We start from the raw sequence: 20449 nt of genomic DNA, 5'->3' as shown, positions 1-20449 counted from the left end.
TCAGGGCGCCTCGGTGCCCCGATCAGGCGACGACCCGCTGCGCACCACGCGCTGGTCGTCGTTCAGCGTGGCGGTGAAGACCATCGACGAATTCGGTGGCTGCACCCAGCGCCATTCCCATTCGGTCTCGCGCTTGAGCGCATAGGGCGTGACCTTGGCCGGCTTGCCCAGCAGCTTGCGCAGGTCTTCCATCATCATGCCGGGCTGCACCTTGGCGAAGTTCTCGGGCGTGAGCACCTGGCGCAGCGCGCTCATCTTGCCGTCGGCGCCGATGGTGATCATGTAGTTCTTCTGGCCCTGCGGCTGGCGGTTGAACTCCAGCACGCGGCCGTTGGGCACGTCCCAGATGTTCTCGGGTTCGCCGAAACGCGCGCGCACGTCGGCCTCGGTCGAGACGCCCTCTTCGAGCTCGCTGATGCGCTGCGGATCGCAGCCCGCGAGCCCGATCAGCGCTGCCAGCAGTCCTGCCACGAGGCCGATCCGGCCCTTCTGAAATCGTTGCATGCCGTCCCCGGTAAAATTCGAGCGATAAAGGTCCAGTCTATGTCCATCTTCCGCCGCCCCCACTACACCTCCGAGATCACGAACTTCATCGAGGAGATGAAGCAAAAGAAGCCGACGCTGGAATCCGAACAGCGCGCCGGCCGCGCCCTGCTGTGGGACAAGCACCTCGACCGCAGCCTGCTCGAGGAGTACAGCGAAGCGCGCGTGCCGATGCAGCCGTACGTCTACCAGACCCAACCCAAGTGAATGGTGCCCACCCGGCATCCCGCCGCCCAGCCTGCGCGCACAGCTATTAAGTTGATAGCAACCTCCTCATGAGCGCAGACGAGGACAACGGCACGATCGTGGCCAGCATGCCCGAGGTCGTCGACCAGGTCGCCCTGGCCCGGCTCTACGGCGAGCCGCTGTTCGCGATGCCGAAGGACCTGTACATCCCGCCCGAGGCGCTGCAGGTCTTCCTTGAGGCCTTCGAGGGCCCGCTGGACCTGTTGCTGTACCTGATCCGCAAGCAGAACTTCAACATCCTCGACATCCCGATGGCCGGGCTCACGCGGCAGTACCTGAGCTACGTCGACGAAATTCGCCAGACCAACCTCGAGCTCGCGGCCGAGTACCTGCTGATGGCCGCGATGCTGATCGAGATCAAGTCGCGCATGCTGCTGCCGCCCAAGAAGGTGGCCGACGGCGAAGAGGCCGAAGACCCGCGCGCCGAGCTGGTTCGCCGGCTCATGGAGTACGAGCAGACCAAGCTGCAGGCCGCCGCCATCAGCGCGCTGCCGACCTACGGGCGCGACTTCTGGAAGGCCCAGGTCTACATCGAGCAGTCGATCAAGCCGCGCTTTCCCGACGTCGACGTGGTCGAGCTGCGCGACGCCTGGGCCGACATCATGAAGCGCGCCAAGCTCGTGCAGCACCACAAGATCTCGCGCGAAGAACTCAATGTGCGCGAGCACATGAGCATCGTGCTGCGCCACCTGCAGGGCCAGCGCTTCGTCGAGTTCGAGAAGCTCTTCGACGTCTCGCGCGGCGTGCCGGTGCTGATCGTCACCTTCATCGCGATGCTCGAGCTTGCGAAGGAGACGCTGATCGACATCACGCAGGCCGAAGCCTTCGCCCCTATTTACGTCCGGCTGGCCTACTCGCCGGCCTGACCCAACCGGTTCCCACGCCTGTGACTTCCGCCGTTCGCGACTTCGACGTCCTCATTGTCGGCAGCGGCCTCGCAGGCCTCTCCGCCGCGCTGCACCTGGCCCCCACGCACCGCGTGGCCGTGCTCACCAAGCGCGCGCTGAACGACGGCTCCAGCGCCTGGGCCCAGGGCGGCATCGCGGCCGTGCTGGCGGCGGGCGACAGCTTCGACGCCCACGTGGAAGACACGCTGGTGGCCGGCGCCGGCCTGTGCGACCCCGAGGCCACGCGCTTCGTGGTCGAGGGCGCGCCGCAGGCCATCGGCTGGCTGCGCGAACTGGGCGTGCCCTTCTCGGAAGAAGGTGGCGACCTGCACCTGACGCGCGAAGGCGGCCACAGCCAGCGCCGCATCGTGCACGTGACCGACGCCACCGGCGCGGCCGTGCAGCAGGTGCTGATCGAGCGCGTGCGCCGCACGCCCAACATCACGCTGTTCGAACACCACACGCTGGTCGACCTGGTCACCGGCACCAAGCTCGGGTTGACCGATCCGTCGTGCCAGGGCCTGTACGCGCTGGACGACGAGACCGACGAGGTGCTGGCCTTCCGCGCGCCGCACACCATCCTGGCCACGGGCGGCGCGGGCAAGGTGTACCTGTACACCACCAACCCCGACACCGCCACCGGCGACGGCATTGCCGCCGCCTGGCGCGCGGGCTGCCGGGTGTCGAACCTGGAGTTCATCCAGTTCCACCCGACCTGCCTGTACCACCCGCACGCCAAGTCGTTCCTGATCAGCGAGGCGGTGCGCGGCGAAGGCGGCCTGCTCAAGTTGCCCGACGGCACGCGCTTCATGCCCAAGCACGACGAACGCGCCGAACTCGCGCCGCGCGACGTGGTGGCGCGCGCCATCGACTTCGAGATGAAGAAGCACGGCCTCGACTGCGTGTACCTCGACATCTCGCACCAGCCGCCCGCGTTCCTGAAAGAACACTTCCCCAACATCCTGGCGCGCTGCCTGGAGCTGGGCATCGACATCACGCGCGAGCCGATTCCCGTGGTGCCCGCCGCGCACTACACCTGCGGCGGCGTGCTCAGCGACCTGGCCGGTCGCACCGACATCCCGGGCCTGTACGCCATCGGCGAAACCGCCTGCACCGGCCTGCACGGTGCCAACCGGCTGGCCAGCAACTCGCTGGTCGAGTGCATGGTGTTCGCACGCGCCGCGGCCGACGCCATTGCGCAGGCGCCGTCGCGCGATCGCGCCGCGCTGCCCGCCTGGGACGAAAGCCGCGTCACCGACGCCGACGAAGCCGTGGTCATCTCCCACAACTGGGACGAACTGCGCCGCTTCATGTGGGACTACGTCGGCATCGTGCGCACCAACAAGCGCCTGGAGCGTGCGAGCCATCGCATCGCGCTGCTGCAGGCCGAGATCCAGGAGTTCTACGCGAACTTCCACGTCACGCGCGACCTGCTCGAACTGCGCAACCTGGTGCAGGTGGCCGAGCTGATCGTGCGTTCCGCGCAGGCCCGCCACGAGAGCCGTGGCCTGCATTTCAGTCGCGATTACCCTTCGCTGGCCGAGCCCACCGCACCCACCGTGCTGGTGCCGCCGGTCGACTGAGCCCACCCTTCGTCACCTTTCGATCACCCTCAGGATGCCCGGCCACCGACGCCCGCAGGGAGAAAGCCAACCATGTCGAACACCCCTACCCCACCCACCCCACCGTCCGAAGCCCCGGCCGCCACGCCCTACGGCACGCTGCCGCCCGCCTCGCCCCTGGCGCAGCGCAAGCCCGTGAGCCTGCCGCGGCTGGCCGACATGCACGCGCGCGGCGAGAAGATCGCCATGCTCACCGCCTACGACGCCACCTTCGCGGCCATGGCCGACGCGGCCGGCATCGACTGCCTGCTGGTCGGCGACTCGCTGGGCATGGTCTGCCAGGGACTGAACAGCACCGTGGGCGTGAGCCTGGAGGCCATGCGCTATCACACCGACAGCGTCTCGCGCGGCCTGCGCCGCGTGCAGGGCACGACCTGGCTCATCGCCGACCTGCCCTTCGGCAGTTACCAGGAGTCGCGCGAGCAGGCCCTGGCCAGCGCCACCGTGCTGATGCAGGCCGGCGCGCACATGGTCAAGCTCGAAGGCGGTGGCTGGACCACCGAAACGGTGCGCTTCCTGGTCGAGCGCGGCATTCCCGTGTGCGCCCACCTGGGCCTGACACCGCAGACCGTGCATGCACTCGGCGGCTACCGCGTGCAGGGCAAGGGCGACACCGCCGGCGCGCTGCTCAAGCAGCAGGCCCACGCGCTGCAGGACGCGGGCGCCGCCATGCTGGTGCTCGAGATGGTGCCGGCCGCGCTGGCCGCCGAACTCACGGCCGAGCTGACCCGCTGCGCCACCATCGGCATCGGCGCCGGCAAGGGCACCGCGGGCCAGGTGCTCGTGCTGCACGACATGCTGGGCATCAACCTCGGGAAGATGCCGAAGTTCGTGCGCAACTTCATGGCCGACGCGCCGGGCGTGCTGCCCGCGCTGCAGGCCTACGTGCAGGCCGTGAAGAACGGCAGCTTCCCCGACGACCGCCTCCACGCCTGGTAAGCCCAGAAGGACACCGACCATGTACATCGCCAAGACCATCGACGAACTGCGCCAGCACCTGTCTTCCAGCCAGCGCCCCGCCTTCGTGCCCACCATGGGCAACCTGCACGAGGGCCACCTCGCGCTCGTGCGCCAGGCCAAGCCGCTGGGCGACGCCACCGTGGCGAGCATCTTCGTGAACCGCCTGCAGTTCCTGCCGCACGAAGACTTCGACACCTACCCGCGCACCTGGGACAGCGACTGCGAGAAGCTGCGCGCCGCCGGCTGCGACGTGCTGTTCGCGCCCGACGAGAAGGCGCTCTACCCCGAGCCCCAGACCTGCAAGGTGCACCCCGACCCGGCGCTGGCCGACCTGCTCGAAGGGCACTTCCGCCCCGGCTTCTTCATCGGCGTGTGCACGGTGGTGATGAAGCTGTTCCAGTGCGTGCAGCCGCGCGTGACCGTGTTCGGCAAGAAGGACTACCAGCAGCTCATGATGATCCGCCACATGGTGCGGCAGTTCGCGCTGCCCATCGAGATCGTCGGCGGCGAGACCTTCCGCGCCGACGACGGCCTGGCGCTCTCCTCGCGCAACGGCTACCTGAGCGCCACCGAGCGCGCCGAGGCCGTGCAGCTGTCGAAGGCGCTGCGGGCCATGGCCGAGGCCGTGCGCGCCGGCGAGCGCGACGTGGCCGCCCTCGAGGCGCGCGCCATGCAGTCGCTCGCGCAGCGCGGCTGGCAGCCCGACTACCTGGTGCTGCGCCGCCGCGCCGACCTGCAGGCGCCGCAGGCCGGCGATGCGCTCGTGGCCCTGGCCGCCGCGCGGCTGGGCAGCACGCGGCTCATCGACAACCTCGAAATCGACACGCCGCTCGCTTCATGACTTACAGCGTCAAGGAAATTTTCTATACCTTGCAGGGCGAAGGCGGCCAGGCCGGCATGCCGGCCGTGTTCTGCCGCTTCGCCGGCTGCAACCTCTGGACCGGCCGCGAGGAAGACCGCGACACGGCCGTCTGCCGTTTCTGCGACACCGACTTCGTCGGCACCGACGGCACGCTGGGCGGCAAGTTCAAGAGCGCCGAGCAACTCGCCGACACCATCGCCGCGCAATGGCCCGCCGGCGACACCACGCACCGGCTGGTCGTGCTCACGGGCGGCGAGCCGCTGCTGCAGGTCGATGCGGCGCTGGTCGACGCGCTGCACGCGCGGCACTTCCGCATCGCGGTCGAGAGCAACGGCACGGTCGCCGCGCCCGCCGGCATCGACTGGCTGTGCATCAGCCCCAAGGCCGGAGCGCCGTGGGTGCAGCAGCGCGGCCAGGAACTGAAGCTGGTGTGGCCGCAGGCCGGCATCGACCTCGATGCGATGGCGCGCACGGGCGAATTCACGCACCGCTTCCTGCAGCCGATGGACGGGCCCGACCGGCTCGCCAACACCGAGCTGTGCATCGCCGAATGCATGAAGCAGCCGGTGTGGCGCCTGAGCGTGCAGACCCACAAGATCACGGGCATCCGCTGACGCGGCGGCCCCTTTTTAGTTTCGAGTTTCTTTTTTGACGATGCGCTTCACCATCAGCCAACGCTTCTTCTTCGACGCCGCCCACACGCTCAAACGCGAGATCGAGGTCGAAGGCAGCCGCCGTATTCACGGCCACACGTACCACGCGGAGGTGTGGCTGGCAGGCGAGCGCGACCCGGTGACGGGCATGGTGATCGACCTGGGCCTGCTGCGCCGCCGGCTCGAAGACGTGCGCGAGCAGCTCGACCACCACCTGCTGGACGACGTGCCGGAGCTGCATCCGCCGACGCTGGAGAACCTGTGCGTGTTCATTGCGGAGGCGCTGCCGGATCTGCGGGCGTCGCTGGCGCGCGTGCGCGTGTGGCGCGAGGCGCTGGGCGATTCCTGCACGGTGGAGTTCTAGGTTTTTCTCCCTCCCCGCTGGGGGAGGGCCGAGGTGGGGGCACGCGGCGTATCCATCGGACGCTCTGCCTGCCCCCATCCCCACCTTCCCCCAGCGGGGGAAGGAGCAAGACAGGATCAGGCGGCGCCGATGCCGGCGACCAGGCTGCCCGGCGCCTGGCCGTTCTTCAGCCCGGCGGTGAACGCCAGCATGCGGTCGATCGGCACGCGCGCGCGCACGCCGAGTGCCGGATCGACGTGGATCTCGCCCGCGCCGGTCTCCAGCGCGTTCGCCAGTTCGACCAGCCCGTTCATCGCCATCCACGGGCAGTGCGCGCAGCTCTTGCAGGTGCCGCCGTTGCCCGCCGTGGGCGCTTCGATGAAGGTCTTGCCGGGATTCAGCGTGCGCAGCTTGTGCAGCATGCCGGTGTCGGTCGCGACGATGAACTCGGTCGCGTCGAAGCGCTGCGCCGCGTTCAGGATGGCCGAGGTGGAGCCCACCGCGTGCGCCAGCGCGATCACGTCCGAGGGCGACTCGGGGTGCACCAGCACCTTGGCCTTCGGGTGTTCCTTCATGAGCAGCTCGAGTTCGAGCGCCTTGAATTCGTCGTGCACGATGCAGGCGCCGTTCCAGCTGACCATGTCGGCGCCGGTCTGGCGGCGGATGTAGTCGCCCAGGTGGCGGTCGGGGCCCCAGAGGATCTTCTGGCCGGCCGCATGCAATGCGTTCACCACGTCGAGCGCGCAGCTGGAGGTGACGAGCCAGTCGGCGCGCGCCTTCACGGCCGCGCTGGTGTTGGCGTAGACCACCACGGTGCGGTCGGGATGCTCGTCGCAGAAGGCGCTGAAGGCGTCGACCGGGCAGCCCAGGTCGAGCGAGCAGTTGGCGTCCAGGTCGGGCATCAGCACGCGCTTTTCGGGCGAGAGGATCTTCGAGGTCTCGCCCATGAAGCGCACGCCCGACACCACCAGCGTGGTGGCGGCGTGGTCACGGCCGAAGCGCGCCATCTCGAGCGAATCGCTCACGATGCCGCCGGTTTCCTCGGCCAAATCTTGCAGGTCAGGGTGCACGTAGAAGTGCGACACCATCACCGCATTGCGCTCGCGCAGCAGGCGGCGAATGCGCTCCTTCAGCGCAACGCGCTCGTCGGGCGAAGGCTCGGGGGGCACGCGGGCCCAGGCGTGGCGCGTGTCGCAGACCGCGCCTTGCGCGGGCTGTTCGTAGTCGACATCGATGACGGAAGCGGTCGTCATGGCGGTTCAGTGGGTCAGGAAGCGCATCGAGTAGTCGATGGCCTTCACGTCCTTGGTCAACGCGCCGATCGAGATCCGGTCGACACCGGTCTCGGCCAGGGCGCGCAGGCCGTCGAGCGTGACGCCGCCCGAGATCTCGAGCACGGCCTTGCGGTCCTCGCCCACGGCGTCGTTCAGGCGCACGGCCTCGCGCAGCGTGGGCAGGTCCATGTTGTCGAGCAGCACCATGCGGGCGCCGGCGTCCAGCGCTTCCTGCAGTTGGGCCAGGGTCTCGACCTCGACCTCGACAAAGGCGGCCTGCGCGGCCACGGGCGCCACCGCGCGCAGGGCGGCGGCCACGCCACCGGCCGCGGCGATGTGGTTTTCCTTGATGAGCACCGCGTCGTACAGGCCGATGCGGTGGTTCAGCCCGCCGCCCGTGCGCACCGCGTACTTCTGCGCCAGGCGCAGGCCCGGCAGGGTCTTGCGGGTGTCGACGATGCGGGCACGGGTGCCCTTCACGGCGTCGGCGTACAGCGCGGTCTTGGTGGCGACCGCACTCAGCAGCTGCAGGAAGTTGAGCGCGGTGCGCTCGGCCGTCAGCAGCGCGCGGGCGCCGCCTTCGATTTCGAGCACGGGCTGGTCGGCGGCGCAGCGCTGGCCCTCGCCGCACAGCCAGGTGATGCGCGCCTGCGGGTCGAGCCGCCGCACGGTGGCCTCGACCCAGGGCGCGCCGCACACCACGGCAGTTTCGCGCGCGAGCACGCGGGCGTGGGCGGTGCGGGAGGCGTCGACCAGCGAGGCGGTCAGGTCGCCGTCGGCGACGTCTTCCTGCAGGGCGCGGGCGACGTCGGACTCGGCCAGCGCGGCGACGGCCGACGCCGAGAAATCAAAGCGAGGGCTCATGTCTCTGGAATCTCTAATCTTCTTCAGGAGGAATGGCGCGAGGCCGGGCCGGCGGGCTGCTGCTGCACCGACTCGGGCACCGGGTCGCGCCCGGTCAGCGCCGCGACGGCGTCGCGCGGGCTCACCTGGCCGTCGAGCAGCGCGACCACGCCTTCGGCGATGGGCATCTCGATGCCCAGGCCGCGCGCGCGCTGCACCACGGTGCGTGCGCAGTACACGCCCTCGGCCACGTGGCCCAGCGAATCGACGGCCTGCGCGAGCGTGCGGCCCTGGGCCAGCAGCAGCCCGACCTTGCGGTTGCGCGACAGGTCGCCGGTGGCGGTCAGCACGAGGTCGCCCAGGCCCGACAGGCCCATGAAGGTGTCGGCGCGGGCGCCGAGCGCCAGGCCGAAGCGGGTCATTTCAGCCAGGCCGCGGGTGATCAGCGCCGCGCGGGCGTTGAGCCCGAGCGCGAGGCCGTCGCACAGCCCGGTGGCGATGGCGAGCACGTTCTTCACGGCGCCGCCGACTTCGACACCGACGATGTCGTCGTTGGCGTACACGCGCAGGGCCGGGCCGTGGAAGGCGTCGACCAGCGCATCGCGCACGCCGGCGTGCGGGCTGGCGGCCACCAGCGCGGTCGGGCGCCCTTCGGCGACCTCCTGCGCAAAGCTGGGGCCGCTGAGCACGCCCGCCTTCAATTCAGGGGCGACCTGGGCCCAAATCTCGTGGGCGAGCAGGCCGTAGGTGGTGGGAGAGGCATCGAGCGCGGGCTCGACGCCCTTGCACAGCCACGCCACCTGGGCGCTGGTGCCGCGCAAGGCGATCAGCTGTTCGCGCAGCGCGGCCATGGGCGTGGCGACGATGACGAGGTCGGCCCCGGCCTGCGCCTGGGCGATGTCGCCCGCGCGCACGGCCAGCGAGGCCGGCAGGGCCAGCCCGGGAAGGTAGCGGGTGTTTTCACGCGCGGCCGACATGGCGTCGGCCTGGGCGGCGTCGCGCGCCCACAGCGTGACCTCGTGGCGGGCCGCCGCGTTGACTGCGACGGCCGTGCCCCAGGCACCGGCGCCATGAACGCAGATCTTCATCGTGCGCTGGCGGCGTCGTGCGGCCGGTTTACTGGGCCAGGGTGGGGGCAGCCTGGCCGGCGGCCTGGGCTTGCTGCTGCTCGTACATGGCCTGGAAGTTGATTTCGGCCAGGTGCACGGGCGGGAAGCCGCCGCGCTGGATCACGTCGGCGACGTTGCCGCGCAGGTACGGGTAGACGATCTGCGGGCAGGCGATGCCCAGGATCGGACCCATCTGGTCTTCCGGCAGGTTGCGGATCTCGAAGATGCCGGCTTGCTTGGCTTCGACCAGGAACACGGTGCGGTCTTCGATCTTGGTCTGCACGGTGGCCGACACGGTGATCTCGAAGATGCCGTCGGCCACGGGCTGGGCGTCCACGCCGAGCTGGATGTCGACGGTGGGTTGCGTCTGCTCCAGCAGGATCGCGGGCGAGTTGGGTTGTTCGAGCGACAGGTCCTTGAGGTAGACGCGCTGGATCTGGAACACGGGATCTTGGGCTTGCTGGTCGGCCATGGCTGAACTTTCGAGGATCAAAACAATGCCCGCCGGGGAGAGGGTCCCGCAGCGGGCTGCAGATGAGGGAACAAACGATTATCGCCCGACGGCCCGCGCACTTTCGTGACGCCCGGCCGCGTGGGACTTCAGGCGCCTTGCAGCAGCGGGACCAGGCCGCCGCGGCTGTCCAGGGCCATGAGGTCGTCGCAGCCGCCCACGTGGGTGTCGCCGATGAAGATCTGCGGCACCGTGCGGCGCTGGGTGATCTCCATCATGGTGGTGCGGGCTTGCGGGTCGGTGTCGATGCGGATCTCTTCGATCTGCTCGACGCCCTTGGCCTTGAGGATCTGCTTTGCACGCGTGCAGTACGGGCAGACGGCGGTGGTGTACATCTTGACGGCTTGCATGCGCTCTACCTTGGGGGAAATCAGGCTTTTTCAACCGGCAGGTTGGCCTCTTTCCAGGCCTTCAGCCCGCCAGCGACGGCTTGGGCCTGCTCGTAGCCGAGCTTCTTGGCCGTGGCCACGGCGCGCTGGGCGCGGGCGCCGGTGGCGCACACCAGGAGCAGCGGCACGTTCTTGTTCTTGACCGTGCTGGCCAGCTTCTCGTCCAGCAGGTTCAAGGGCACGTTCTTGGCGCCGATCATGTGGCCGGTCGCGAATTCTTCGGGTTCGCGCACGTCGACCAGCACCGCGCGTTCGCGGTTGATAAGCTGCACGGCGCCCTGGGCCGTGAGCGTGCCGCCGCCCGCACCCCGGAGCATCGGCCAGGCCAGCATGCCGCCCGAGGTGAGCGCCATCAGGATCAGCATCCAGTTCGCGGTGACGAATTCGATCAATTTCACGGGGGTTCCTTGGATGGCAAACCCGGGATTTTAGAATGCTGGTTTTCCCACGCGCTGCCAAAGGCCTCCGACATGCACAAACTGGTACTGATCCGCCACGGCGAATCGACCTGGAACCTCGAAAACCGCTTCACCGGCTGGACCGACGTCGACCTGACCGAAACCGGCGTCGAGCAGGCCAAGCAGGCCGGCCGGCTGCTCAAGGCCGAGGGCTACGACTTCGACGTGGCCTACACCAGCGTGCTCAAGCGCGCCACCCGCACCCTCTGGCACACGCTCGACGAACTCGACCGCACCTGGCTGCCCGTGGTGCACTCCTGGCGCCTCAACGAGCGCCACTACGGCGGCCTGCAGGGCCTGAACAAGGCCGAAACGGCCAAGAAGTACGGTGACGAGCAGGTGCTGGTCTGGCGCCGCAGCTACAGCACCCCGCCGCCGCCGCTGGAAGCCGACGACCCGCGCAGCGAGCGCTCCGACGTGCGCTACGCCAAGCTGTCGCCCGAGCAGATTCCGCTGACCGAATGCCTGAAGGACACGGTGGCGCGCGTGCTGCCGTTCTGGAACGAGTCGATGGCCCCGGCCATCCGCACCGGCCGCCGCCTGGTCGTGGCCGCGCACGGCAACTCGATCCGCGCGCTGGTGAAGTACCTGGACGGCATCTCGGACGACGCCATCGTCGGCCTGAACATCCCGAACGGCATCCCGCTCGTGTACGAGCTGGACGACGACCTCAAGCCCCTGCGCCACTACTACCTGGGCGATGCCGCGGCCGCCGAAAAGGCCGCCGCCGCGGTGGCTTCGCAGGGCAAGGGCTGAAGACGTAAGCAAAAGAAGAAAACCCCGCCTGCCGGTTCCTCCGTGGAACCCCGGCAGGCAATTTGCTTCCAAGCTGTGTATATTGGTTCGACAGCCGTCGACATACAGGACATTTCACTCATGATGGGCCAGAAACTGAAGATCACCGGCTGGGTCGCCGCCGGCGCCGTTGCTGGCGTCCTGACCACCGTCTCGCTGCAGACGGTCGCGCGGGGTTCGCTCGCGCCGCTCCCGCTCGAGGAATTGCAGCAGCTCGCGGCCGTCTTCGGGATGGTCAAGAGCGACTATGTCGAGGCGGTCGACGAGAAGAAACTCATCTCGGACGCCATCTCGGGCATGGTCGCCGGGCTCGATCCGCACTCGCAGTACTTCGACAAGAAGTCCTTCAAGGAATTCCGCGAGGGCACCACGGGCCGCTTCGTCGGCGTGGGCATCGAGATCTCGCAGGAAGACGGCCTCATCAAGGTCGTCTCCCCCATCGAGGGCTCGCCCGCCTTCCGCGCCGGCCTGAAGCCGAACGACCTGATCACCAAGATCGACGACACCGCCGTGCGCGGCCTGTCGCTCAATGAAGCCGTCAAGCGCATGCGCGGCGAGGCCAACACCAAGGTGCTGCTGACCATCTTCCGCAAGGACGAGAGCCGCACCTTCCCGGTCACGATCACGCGCGAGGAAATCCGTACCCAGTCGGTGCGCGGCAAGATGATCGAACCGGGCTACGGCTGGATCCGCCTGTCGCAGTTCCAGGAGCGCACGGTCGACGACTTCGTCAAGAAGATCGAGGAGCTCTACAAGGAAGACCCGAACCTCAAGGGCCTGGTGCTCGACCTGCGCAACGACCCGGGCGGCCTGCTCGACGCGGCGGTGGCGGTGTCGGCGGCCTTCCTGCCCGAGAACGTCACGGTGGTCACCACCGACGGCCAGCTGGCCGAAAGCAAGTCGATCTACAAGGCGGCGCCCGAGTACTACCAGCGCCGCTCGGGCAGCGACCCGCTGCGCAACCTGCCGGCAGCGCTCAAGAACGTGCCGCTGGTGGTGCTGGTGAACGAAGGCTCGGCCTCGGCCAGCGAGATCGTGGCCGGCGCACTGCAGGACCACAAGCGCGCCACCATCATGGGCAGCCAGACCTTCGGCAAGGGCTCGGTGCAGACCGTGCGCCCGCTCGGCCCCGACACGGGCCTGAAGATCACCACCGCGCGCTACTACACGCCCAGCGGCACCTCGATCCAGGCCAAGGGCATCGTGCCCAACGTGCTGGTCGACGAAAGCGCCGAGGGCAGCCCCTTCGCCGCCCTGCGCATGCGCGAGGCCGACCTCGAGAAGCACCTGGCCAGCGGCCAGGGCCCCGAGGTCAAGGACCCCGAGCGTGAAAAGGCCCGCGACGAAGCCCGCAAGCGCCTCGAGGAAGAAGCCAAGAAGCCGCCGCAGGACCGCAAGGTGCCCGAGTTCGGCACCGACAAGGACTTCCCGCTGGTGCAGGCGCTCAACCGCCTGAAGGGCCAGCCGGTGCTGGTCAGCAAGACGCAGGTCATCGTCGACAACAAGGACGAGAAGAAGGAAAACTGATCCCGGCGAGCGGGCCGCACGCACCGTGCGGTTCGCGCCACCGGCGTTTTCCCCTCCCCCGCAAAGGCCCAGGCAGGCGCGCATGGACGATCACGACCTGCTGCGCTATTCGCGGCACATCCTCCTCGAAGAATTCGGCATCGACGGCCAGGCGCGCGTCAGCGCCGGCCGGGTGCTCGTCATCGGTGCCGGCGGGCTGGGCTCGCCGGTGGCCCTGTACCTCGCGGCAGCGGGGGTCGGCCACATCGTGCTGGTCGACGACGACGAGGTCGATCTCACCAACCTCCAGCGGCAGGTTGCCCACACCCATGCGCGGGTGGGCCAGTCCAAGGTCGCATCCGCCGCGCAGGCCATGCGCGACATCAACCCCGACATCGCCATCGAAACCCACGCCATGCGCGCCGACGAGGCGCTGCTGTCGCAGCTGGTGGCCGCGGCCGACGTGGTGGTCGACTGCTGCGACAACTTCGCCACCCGGCAGGCCGTGAACCGCGCCTGCGTGGCGCACGCCAAGCCGCTGGTGGCGGGCGCGGCGATCCGCTTCGATGGGCAACTGAGCGTGTACGACACCCGCGACGCCGCCTGCCCCTGCTACGCCTGCCTGTTCCCGCCCGAGGCCAGCTTCGAGGAAACCCGCTGCGCGGTGCTCGGCGTGTTCGGCCCGGTCGTCGGCACCATCGGCACGCTGCAGGCCAGCGAGGCACTCAAGCTGCTGGCGGGCATCGGCCCGTCGCTGGCGGGCAAGCTGCTGATGTTCGACGGGCGCAGCACCGGTTTCGACACGCTGCGCGTCTCGCGCGACCCGCACTGCAGCGTCTGCGCGCAGCGGCCCCAGGCCAGCGCCTGAGCGCCCACCCTCTCCTGCCTTAAGGCTGGCGAGCCCCCTTGGCCCGCGCGGCACCGCGCGACGCCGCCCCGGCCGTGGGCCGGTTCGCCACCGCCAGCACGCCCGTGCAGTCGGCGTTCTCGCCGGGCCCGGTCTCGATGGTCGCGGCCAGCGCCAGCAGCGGGTTGATGGCGCCGAGCGCCAGCGCTGCGAGGCCACGGCCGGCCAGCGGCCCGATCTCGACGCCGCCCTTGGGTGCGCCGAAGGTGCCGCTCACGACCAGCGGCGTGCGCAGCGACAGGAAGCTCGCGCTCTTGGGCTCGGGCCGGATCACGAAGTCGAGCGACTCGGTCGCGAGGTTGGCCTGGCCGGTGGCGGTGAAAACGGCGTTGGTGGTGTCCAGCACCAGCGTGCGCCCGCTCATCACGCCCTTGTTCACGTCGAAGGCCAGCGCCGCGCAGCGCAGCTCGACGTCGCGGTCGCCGCGCAGCAGGAACTTCAGGATGTCGCCGCCCACCAGCGTCGCGAACACGGGCATCAGGTTGCCGAACTGGCCGCGGCCCGACAGCACCGCCATGTCGCCCGACGCGCCGCCGAGCCAGCTGGCCACCGAATTGCCGGCGCCCGACAGGTTGATGCGCCCGTCGAGCCGACCGACGCTGTTGCCCGAGTTCTCGAGCTTGGGAATCAGCCGGGCCAGCCGCAGGCCGCGCACGTCGAGCGAGGCGCGGATGTCGGCCGGCGTCTTGGTGGCGTCGATGCGGATCGCGCCCACGAGCTTGCCGTTGGCCACGCCCAGGTCGAGCGGGTCGAGCGACAGCACGCCGTCGGTCAGCCGGATCTTGACGCTGCCGCGGTCCAGCGGCACCTCGCGCACGTTGCGGATGCGCTCGGCCGTGTAGGCCACGTCGGCGTTCATGGCGTGCAGCCGCGCGAAGTCGAAGGGGTTGGTCGGCAGCACCTTGCCGCCGGGCGGTCGCTTGGGCTGGGCCGAGGCGACGGGCGCCACGCCCTCCACCGCGTTGGCCGAACGCGCCGTGGGCGGCAGGCCGATCAGCGGGCCGAGGTCGTCCATGTCCATGACACGCGAGCGCAGCGTGCCCGACAGGCGCGGCACCTTGCCGGCCTGGTCGAAGGCCATGTCGCCGCCGATGTCCGACAGGCCCAGCCGGCCGTTGAGCCCCGCGGCCTCCCAGAGCTTGCCGCGCTTGCGCAGCCCGCCGCTCAGCGCATAGGGCGGGGTCTGCGGCAGCACGATGCCGGTCAGCGGGTACAGCGCACTCAGCGTCTGGCCCTTGACCTGGAACGTGGCGTCGATGCCGTCGAAGCCCGCGAGCTGGGCCACGGTGCCGCTGGCCTTCAGCTTCGTCTGGCCGGCGGCGGCATTGATCTCGAGCGGGAACGGCGGCGCGCCCGCGGCGTTGATCTGCAGCACGTTGCCGGTGCGCCCGTCGGCCGTGAGCGGCTGGCCTTTGTAGCGGCCCTTGATGCGGTAGTGCAGCGGCAGCTCGCCGCGGTTGCTGTCGTAGTCCAGGTCGGCGTGCACGTCGACGCCCAGGTGCGTGGCCAGGAAGTCGACGGCGCCCTTGTCGACCTGGATCAGGCCGATGGTGGGCACGGTGCCGGTGTCGGAGGTGTCCTTGCCGAAGGCCCAGGTGCGGCGCCCGTCGGGTTCCATCTGCAGGCCGACGGTGGGCGCGGTCAGCGCCAGGCTCGGAATGACCACCCGCTTGTCGATCAGCGGCCACAGGCGGATCTCGAAGCTCGCGCGCTCGGCCTTCACCAGGTAGGGATCGCGCGCCCAGTCGGGGTTGGCGAACTCGATGCCGTCGAAGTGGATGGTGGCGGCTTTCCAGCCCAGGTCCACGTCGAGCCGGCGGGTGATCTCGAACTTGCGCCCGGTCTTCTCGCTCACGAAGCGGTTGAGCGGCTCGCGCAGCGTGTCCCACGGAAAGAAGGCCACGAGGAGCGCGAACGCGGTCAGCAGGACGGCGACCAGCAACACGAAGGCCGCCAGCAGCTTCTGCCAGCGCGGCCGGGTGCGAAGGGATTGGGTTGCCATGGTCGATTCTTACCCGGATGCGCGCCCGAACCGGGTCGGCGGCGGGCCGCAGACCCCGTGCGGCTTGGCCTACGAGCGGGCGCGAGGCGGCGTGGAGACAGCCGCCTGCACATGCGTCAGAACCCGCCTACAACGCGCGGCCCTTGAACCCTGCATGATCCGCTGCGGGAAAGCCTCAATGTCCATGGGCAGGCTCTCTCCTCCGCAGGGCGCTTGGACACGAGCACCTGCCCACCTCAGAGGAAGCGCGGTTCGGCATGGATTCCAGATTGCAGACCTACGTTGTCGAAGACAACCCCACGATCCGTGAAAACCTCATCGGCACTCTGGAAGAGCTCACCTGCACCACGGTCGTGGGCTTTGCGGAAACCGAGCAGCACGCGCGCGACTGGCTGCACGACCATGCCGACGAGTGGCACCTGGCCATCGTCGATCTCTTTCTCAAACAGGGGAGTGGCCTGGGCATCCTTCAGGCCTGCCAGTCGCGCAAGCCCGGCCAGAAGGTGGTGGTGCTTAGCAACTATGCGACGCCCGACATCCGGCGCCGCTGCGCCGAGTTCGGGGTCGACGCGGTGTTCGACAAGTCGAACGAGATCGACGCACTGGTCGACTTCTGCATCCGCCAGGCCGCCGCGCTGCGGTCCGCACCCGGCGATGCCTAGGCGCAGCTCAATCGATGAGCTTGTTCTTCAGCGCGTAGTAGGTCAGGTCGCTGTTGGAGGACAGGTTCATCTTCTCCATCAGCCGCGTGCGGTAGGTGCTCACCGTCTTCACCGACAGCGACAGCGTCTTGGCGATGTCGCCGGCGGTCTCGCCCTTGGCCAGCTTCAGGAACACCTGGAACTCGCGCTCCGAGAGCTGCTCGTGCGGCGCGGCGTCGTCCTTGCGGTCGAGCTGGCGGGCCAGCAGTTCGGCCACGGCGGGCGTGATGTAGCGCCGGCCCAGCGAAATGGTGCGAATGGCGTTCACGATCTCGATCGGATCGCATTCCTTGTTGAGGTAGCCGCTGGCGCCCTGACGGATCAGGTTCATCGCGTAGTGCTCCTCGGGGTAGCCGCTGAGGATCAGGATGCCCACGTCCGGCGCCTTGGCGCGGATCATGGCGAGTGCATCGATACCACTTTGTCCCGGCATGGAGAGATCCATCACCAGCACGTCCAGTTCGGTGGTGCGTACCAGCTCGATGGCTTCACGGCCGCTCGCTGCCTCGCCCGCCACGCGCAGGTCCACGTGCTCGGAGAAGAACTGCCGGAGGCCCGATCGCACGATGGCGTGGTCGTCCACAATTCCAATTTTGATCATCTGTTACTTTCGTCGTTGTGCCGCAGCTTTGGAAGCCGCAGCATGCCGGTCCCTGATTGTTATCAATTATTCACGAAGTTGCATTGAATGCGACCCTAAGGGTGTCATGCACTGGTTAGCCCCCCAAAAAATGGCCGTGAGCCTCTTGCTCGCGGCGCTGGCCGCACTGGCCCTCGTGGGCATCAACGAGGCAGGATACCGGCAATCGAGCCGCGCCCTGGCGGACATCGACGAGGCGCAGCAGATCCGCGGCACGCTCAACCAGATCCTGCAGAACATGCTGGACGCCGAAACCGGCCAGCGCGGCTTCCTGCTCACGGGCGAAGCCGCCTACCGCCAGCCCTACGACATCGCGGTCAAGCAGGTGGACGGCAACCTGGCCACGCTGCGCCAGCTGTACGCCGAACGCCCGGCCGAGCGCACCCAGCTGTCCGAGCTGTCCAAGCACGTGCTGCGCAAGATCGCCGAGATGGACATGAGCGTGCGGCTGCGCCACGAGGGCAACGAGGACGCCTGGAAGTTCGTCATGACCACCGACGTCGGCCGTGAGGAGATGGAAGCCATCCGCGCCACCGCCAACGAGCTGGTGAAGACCAGCAACGCGACGCTGCAGGCCGGCCAGCTGCAGGTGATGAAGTCGCTGCAGCTGGCGCGCGTCGGCACCGGCATCGTGGCGCTCGCGGCGCTGATCGCCTTCTTCCTGTACCTGCGCCAGACGCACGCGCTGCGCTCGGTGGGCGAGCGCCAGCAGGAGGCGCTGCAACGCGAACGCAACGCCCTAGAAGACGAGGTGCGCGAGCGCACCGCCTCGCTGGCCGAACTCGCCACCCACCTGCAGGACGTGCGCGAGACCGAGCGCGGCTACCTGGCGCGCGAGCTGCACGACGAGCTGGGCTCGCTGCTCACGGCCGCCAAGCTCGACGTGGCGCGGCTGAAGTCGCGGCTGGCCGACTCGCCCGACGCCATTCAGCGGCTGCAGCATCTGACCGAGCTGCTCAACAGCGGCATCGCACTCAAGCGCCGCATCATCGAGGACCTGCGGCCTTCGTCGCTCTCCAACCTCGGGCTGGTCGCCTCGCTGGAAATCCTGGGGCGCGAGTTCGGAGAGCGATCGGGGCTGGAGATCGAGATGGCGCTGGAGCCCGTGACCATGGACGAGTCGCGCCAGCTCACGATCTACCGCATGGTGCAGGAGAGCCTGACCAACATCGGCAAGTACGCCGAGGCGAGCGAAGCCACCATCGTGCTGAAGAACTACGCCAACCACGTGATCGTGGAAGTGGCCGACAACGGCAAGGGTTTCGACGCGCAGCGCATGCGCCCGTCGACGCACGGCCTGGCGGGCATGCGCCACCGGGTCGAGGCGGCGCGTGGCAAGCTCACCATCACCTCGGCCCCCGGGCAAGGCACGCGGCTCACCGCGATGCTGCCGGTGGTGAAGCCGGCGCCGCAGGCCGGCACGCCGGCGAGCCCCGACACCCCCGCGCCGCGCAGCGCCTGACGCAGGCGCTGGCATTTCTTCACGCCCCGGGCCTGCGGCGACTCGGTCGCCTCCTACGCACCCCCGCCCCGGTCGCTGACAGGGCCGATGCGGCCCTGCCCTTAAGGTGGGTCCCGTGTCATCCGGCACCGGGCCGCGTCTTCAGCGATGCGCCCGGATGCATGGTTTCAAACCACAAAGAGGGAAGCCTCGAAGGAGTTCCGCATGCTGCACTACGCCGTGGTATTTCTGGTCATCGCACTCATCGCTGCCGTGTTCGGCTTCGGTGGCATTGCCGCCAGCGCGGTGGGGATCGCCAAGGTCCTTTTCATCATCTTTGCCGTGCTCGCCATCGCCAGCTTCCTGGCCGGCTTGCTACGACGCAAGTAGCGTAGTTACGATCCATAGGCTCCCGCATTTCATCTTCCCGGAAAGGACTCTCCCATGAACACGACCAAGACCCCTTCGCAACTCGCCGACGACGTGCGCCAGACCGCCCAGGAAGCGGCCGAAACCACCCGCGCCTACGCTCAGAACGCGGTGAATGCGGCGGGCGAAAAGGTCCGCGAACTGCGCCGCGACGCCGAACCGGGTGTCGAGCAGTTGGCCGCACGCGTGCAGCAAGCCGTGCAACGCGGCCTCGACGCCGCCTCGACCACCAGCGCCCGCGCGCACCGCCGCATCGAACAGGCCGCCGACGTGACGGGCCGCTACATCTCCGACCAGCCCGTGCGCTCGGTGCTGCTGGCCGCCGCTGCCGGCGCCGCCATCACGGCGCTGATCGTGCTGGCCAGCCGCCGCAACCGCGACGACTACTGATCCGTTGCATCGCCACTGAACGACCGACCCCGCCCGACCACCCTCGCACATGCTTCATCCGATCTTCTCGACGGTGCTCGGGCATCCGGAGCTCATTGCCGATCACATCGCCAACTACGCCGCCCTTGTCCGGCAGGAGAGTGCCGTGGCGGGACGCGGCCTGGTTGCCCGACTGGTCGCGGGCGTCCTGGCCGTGGCCACCGCCGTGCTCGCCCTCGGGCTGATCGGCGTGGCCGTGCTGCTCGGCGTGCTACACGGCAGCTTCCACTGGGTGCTGGTGGCCGTGCCTGCCGTGGCGGTGGTGATCGCGGCGATCTGCACCTGGATCGCCACCCGCCCGAGTCCGAACTACGGCTTCGACGATCTGCGCGCCCAGCTGGCCGCGGACCTCGACGCGCTGCATGCCGCCGGAGCCCGCCATGAGCAGCCCTGATCCCCGCCGCCCTGCCGCACCGCAACTCACGCCGCAACAGCGGCTGGCCCTGTCGCGTCGCGCGCTCGTGCGGCAACTGAACGGCGGCGAGCCGGACGCACCGGCGCCGCATCGCGCCTTTGCCGCCAGTGACGCCGACGACAATCTTGAATACGCACACACCGACGCGGGTGATGCGCCGCCCGCCTCGCCGGGGCGCCGCCACAACGTCTGGAGCGCGATGGCGCGCGGCGTGGTGCAGCGCTGGTGGCGCCGCCATCCCGCGCACGCGGCCGGCCAGCTGGCCCGCCCCCTGCTCGAACACTACGCCCGCACCGAGCCCGTCAAGCTCATGGCCGCCGCGGCCGCCACGGGCTCGCTGCTGGTGCTCGTGCGGCCCTGGCGGCTGCTCTCGGCCACGGCCGTGATCGCGGCGGTGCTCAAGACCTCCGACGTGGCCGATCTGGTCAACACGCTGCTGCAGAAGCCTGCGCGTCCGCCTCGGCAAGACCCGCCCTGACGTCAC

25 protein-coding genes are annotated in these 20449 nt (G+C 69.0%); 16 read left to right on the top strand and 9 right to left on the bottom strand.

Annotation, left to right across the window (positions count from 1 at the left end):
* Positions 1–504, bottom strand: a complete 504-nt coding sequence (locus tag AC07OX_RS07075; protein WP_095743942.1) for an outer membrane protein assembly factor BamE — start codon at positions 502–504, stop codon at positions 1–3.
* Positions 505–543: 39 nt separating this feature from the next.
* On the opposite strand from AC07OX_RS07075, the gene AC07OX_RS07070 reads away from it, so the two are divergent.
* From AC07OX_RS07070 to AC07OX_RS07040, 7 genes are all read left to right on the top strand, one after another.
* Positions 544–750, top strand: a complete 207-nt coding sequence (locus AC07OX_RS07070; RefSeq protein WP_070061458.1) for a DUF3460 family protein — start codon at positions 544–546, stop codon at positions 748–750.
* A gap of 68 nt (positions 751–818) precedes the next feature.
* Entirely contained in the window at positions 819–1655 is an 837-nt protein-coding gene (locus tag AC07OX_RS07065; RefSeq protein ID WP_056578351.1) for a segregation and condensation protein A, read from the top strand.
* Between the two features lie 20 nt (positions 1656–1675).
* Positions 1676–3259 carry an L-aspartate oxidase gene (nadB, locus tag AC07OX_RS07060; RefSeq protein ID WP_495260804.1) on the top strand — a complete coding sequence of 528 codons (1584 nt, stop codon included), beginning with the start codon at positions 1676–1678 and terminating at the stop codon, positions 3257–3259.
* 72 nt (positions 3260–3331) lie between these two features.
* A complete protein-coding gene (panB, locus tag AC07OX_RS07055; protein ID WP_307637121.1) occupies positions 3332–4237 on the top strand; it encodes a 3-methyl-2-oxobutanoate hydroxymethyltransferase in 906 nt (301 codons plus the stop codon).
* Between the two features lie 19 nt (positions 4238–4256).
* Positions 4257–5099: a pantoate--beta-alanine ligase gene (gene panC / locus AC07OX_RS07050; protein WP_495260805.1), complete on the top strand. Its 843-nt coding sequence runs from the start codon at positions 4257–4259 to the stop codon at positions 5097–5099.
* Positions 5096–5734, top strand: coding sequence for a 7-carboxy-7-deazaguanine synthase (queE, locus tag AC07OX_RS07045; protein WP_495260806.1), 639 nt, complete (start codon positions 5096–5098; stop codon positions 5732–5734). The genes panC and queE overlap by 4 nt, the downstream gene beginning before the upstream one ends.
* Before the next feature lie 40 nt (positions 5735–5774).
* Positions 5775–6137, top strand: coding sequence for a 6-carboxytetrahydropterin synthase (locus AC07OX_RS07040; protein WP_495260807.1), 363 nt, complete (start codon positions 5775–5777; stop codon positions 6135–6137).
* Positions 6138–6253: 116 nt separating this feature from the next.
* Here the strand turns inward: AC07OX_RS07040 and nadA are convergent, their stop codons facing one another.
* The 6 genes from nadA to AC07OX_RS07010 all read right to left on the bottom strand — a co-directional run bounded on the left by nadA (position 6254) and on the right by AC07OX_RS07010 (position 10607).
* Positions 6254–7369, bottom strand: coding sequence for a quinolinate synthase NadA (gene nadA, locus AC07OX_RS07035; RefSeq protein ID WP_369631694.1), 1116 nt, complete (start codon positions 7367–7369; stop codon positions 6254–6256).
* Between the two features lie 6 nt (positions 7370–7375).
* Positions 7376–8254, bottom strand: a complete 879-nt coding sequence (gene nadC / locus AC07OX_RS07030; protein ID WP_495260808.1) for a carboxylating nicotinate-nucleotide diphosphorylase — start codon at positions 8252–8254, stop codon at positions 7376–7378.
* A gap of 23 nt (positions 8255–8277) precedes the next feature.
* Positions 8278–9321 carry an NAD(P)H-dependent glycerol-3-phosphate dehydrogenase gene (locus AC07OX_RS07025; protein ID WP_495260809.1) on the bottom strand — a complete coding sequence of 348 codons (1044 nt, stop codon included), beginning with the start codon at positions 9319–9321 and terminating at the stop codon, positions 8278–8280.
* Between the two features lie 28 nt (positions 9322–9349).
* Entirely contained in the window at positions 9350–9814 is a 465-nt protein-coding gene (gene secB / locus AC07OX_RS07020; protein WP_056578332.1) for a protein-export chaperone SecB, read from the bottom strand.
* A gap of 128 nt (positions 9815–9942) precedes the next feature.
* Positions 9943–10203 (bottom strand): glutaredoxin 3, encoded by a 261-nt coding sequence (gene grxC / locus AC07OX_RS07015; RefSeq protein ID WP_062477087.1) that lies wholly within the window; start codon positions 10201–10203, stop codon positions 9943–9945.
* 20 nt (positions 10204–10223) lie between these two features.
* Positions 10224–10607: a rhodanese-like domain-containing protein gene (locus AC07OX_RS07010; RefSeq protein ID WP_370681259.1), complete on the bottom strand. Its 384-nt coding sequence runs from the start codon at positions 10605–10607 to the stop codon at positions 10224–10226.
* A gap of 105 nt (positions 10608–10712) precedes the next feature.
* Here AC07OX_RS07010 and gpmA point away from each other — a divergent pair, with 105 nt between their 5' ends.
* The 3 genes from gpmA (at position 10713) to AC07OX_RS06995 (ending at position 13869) form a co-directional block, all read left to right on the top strand.
* The gene (gene gpmA, locus AC07OX_RS07005; RefSeq protein ID WP_013543140.1) at positions 10713–11456 is read left to right on the top strand and encodes a 2,3-diphosphoglycerate-dependent phosphoglycerate mutase; all 744 of its coding nucleotides are present in this window, start codon (positions 10713–10715) and stop codon (positions 11454–11456) included.
* A gap of 123 nt (positions 11457–11579) precedes the next feature.
* Positions 11580–13022 (top strand): S41 family peptidase, encoded by a 1443-nt coding sequence (locus tag AC07OX_RS07000; RefSeq protein WP_062477129.1) that lies wholly within the window; start codon positions 11580–11582, stop codon positions 13020–13022.
* 82 nt (positions 13023–13104) lie between these two features.
* Complete coding sequence (locus tag AC07OX_RS06995) at positions 13105–13869, top strand: HesA/MoeB/ThiF family protein (RefSeq protein WP_495260810.1); 765 nt, start codon at positions 13105–13107, stop codon at positions 13867–13869.
* Positions 13870–13888: 19 nt separating this feature from the next.
* Here the strand turns inward: AC07OX_RS06995 and AC07OX_RS06990 are convergent, their stop codons facing one another.
* Positions 13889–15910 carry an AsmA family protein gene (locus tag AC07OX_RS06990; protein WP_495260811.1) on the bottom strand — a complete coding sequence of 674 codons (2022 nt, stop codon included), beginning with the start codon at positions 15908–15910 and terminating at the stop codon, positions 13889–13891.
* 257 nt (positions 15911–16167) lie between these two features.
* Between AC07OX_RS06990 and AC07OX_RS06985 the strand changes: the two genes are divergently transcribed.
* A complete protein-coding gene (locus tag AC07OX_RS06985; protein ID WP_062477080.1) occupies positions 16168–16572 on the top strand; it encodes a response regulator in 405 nt (134 codons plus the stop codon).
* A 7-nt stretch (positions 16573–16579) separates the two neighbouring features.
* Here the strand turns inward: AC07OX_RS06985 and AC07OX_RS06980 are convergent, their stop codons facing one another.
* A complete protein-coding gene (locus tag AC07OX_RS06980) occupies positions 16580–17212 on the bottom strand; it encodes a response regulator (protein ID WP_007837167.1) in 633 nt (210 codons plus the stop codon).
* Between the two features lie 130 nt (positions 17213–17342).
* Between AC07OX_RS06980 and AC07OX_RS06975 the strand changes: the two genes are divergently transcribed.
* From AC07OX_RS06975 to AC07OX_RS06955, 5 genes are all read left to right on the top strand, one after another.
* On the top strand, positions 17343–18713 hold the full coding sequence (locus tag AC07OX_RS06975) for a CHASE3 domain-containing protein (protein ID WP_495260812.1): 1371 nt from the start codon (positions 17343–17345) through the stop codon (positions 18711–18713).
* Between the two features lie 204 nt (positions 18714–18917).
* A complete protein-coding gene (locus AC07OX_RS06970; protein ID WP_070063586.1) occupies positions 18918–19082 on the top strand; it encodes a DUF1328 domain-containing protein in 165 nt (54 codons plus the stop codon).
* Positions 19083–19136: 54 nt separating this feature from the next.
* Positions 19137–19511 carry a hypothetical protein gene (locus AC07OX_RS06965; protein WP_062477074.1) on the top strand — a complete coding sequence of 125 codons (375 nt, stop codon included), beginning with the start codon at positions 19137–19139 and terminating at the stop codon, positions 19509–19511.
* 49 nt (positions 19512–19560) lie between these two features.
* Positions 19561–19944, top strand: a complete 384-nt coding sequence (locus AC07OX_RS06960) for a hypothetical protein (protein ID WP_062477071.1) — start codon at positions 19561–19563, stop codon at positions 19942–19944.
* The gene (locus AC07OX_RS06955; RefSeq protein WP_495260813.1) at positions 19931–20443 is read left to right on the top strand and encodes a hypothetical protein; all 513 of its coding nucleotides are present in this window, start codon (positions 19931–19933) and stop codon (positions 20441–20443) included. Before AC07OX_RS06960 ends, AC07OX_RS06955 begins: the two co-directional genes overlap by 14 nt.
* Positions 20444–20449 lie beyond the last annotated feature (6 nt).

The organism is Variovorax sp. GW821-FHT09D07 (assembly GCF_059416345.1).
Note: the sequence above shows the minus strand (reverse complement) of the source record. Positions and strands in the feature narration are given on the sequence as shown.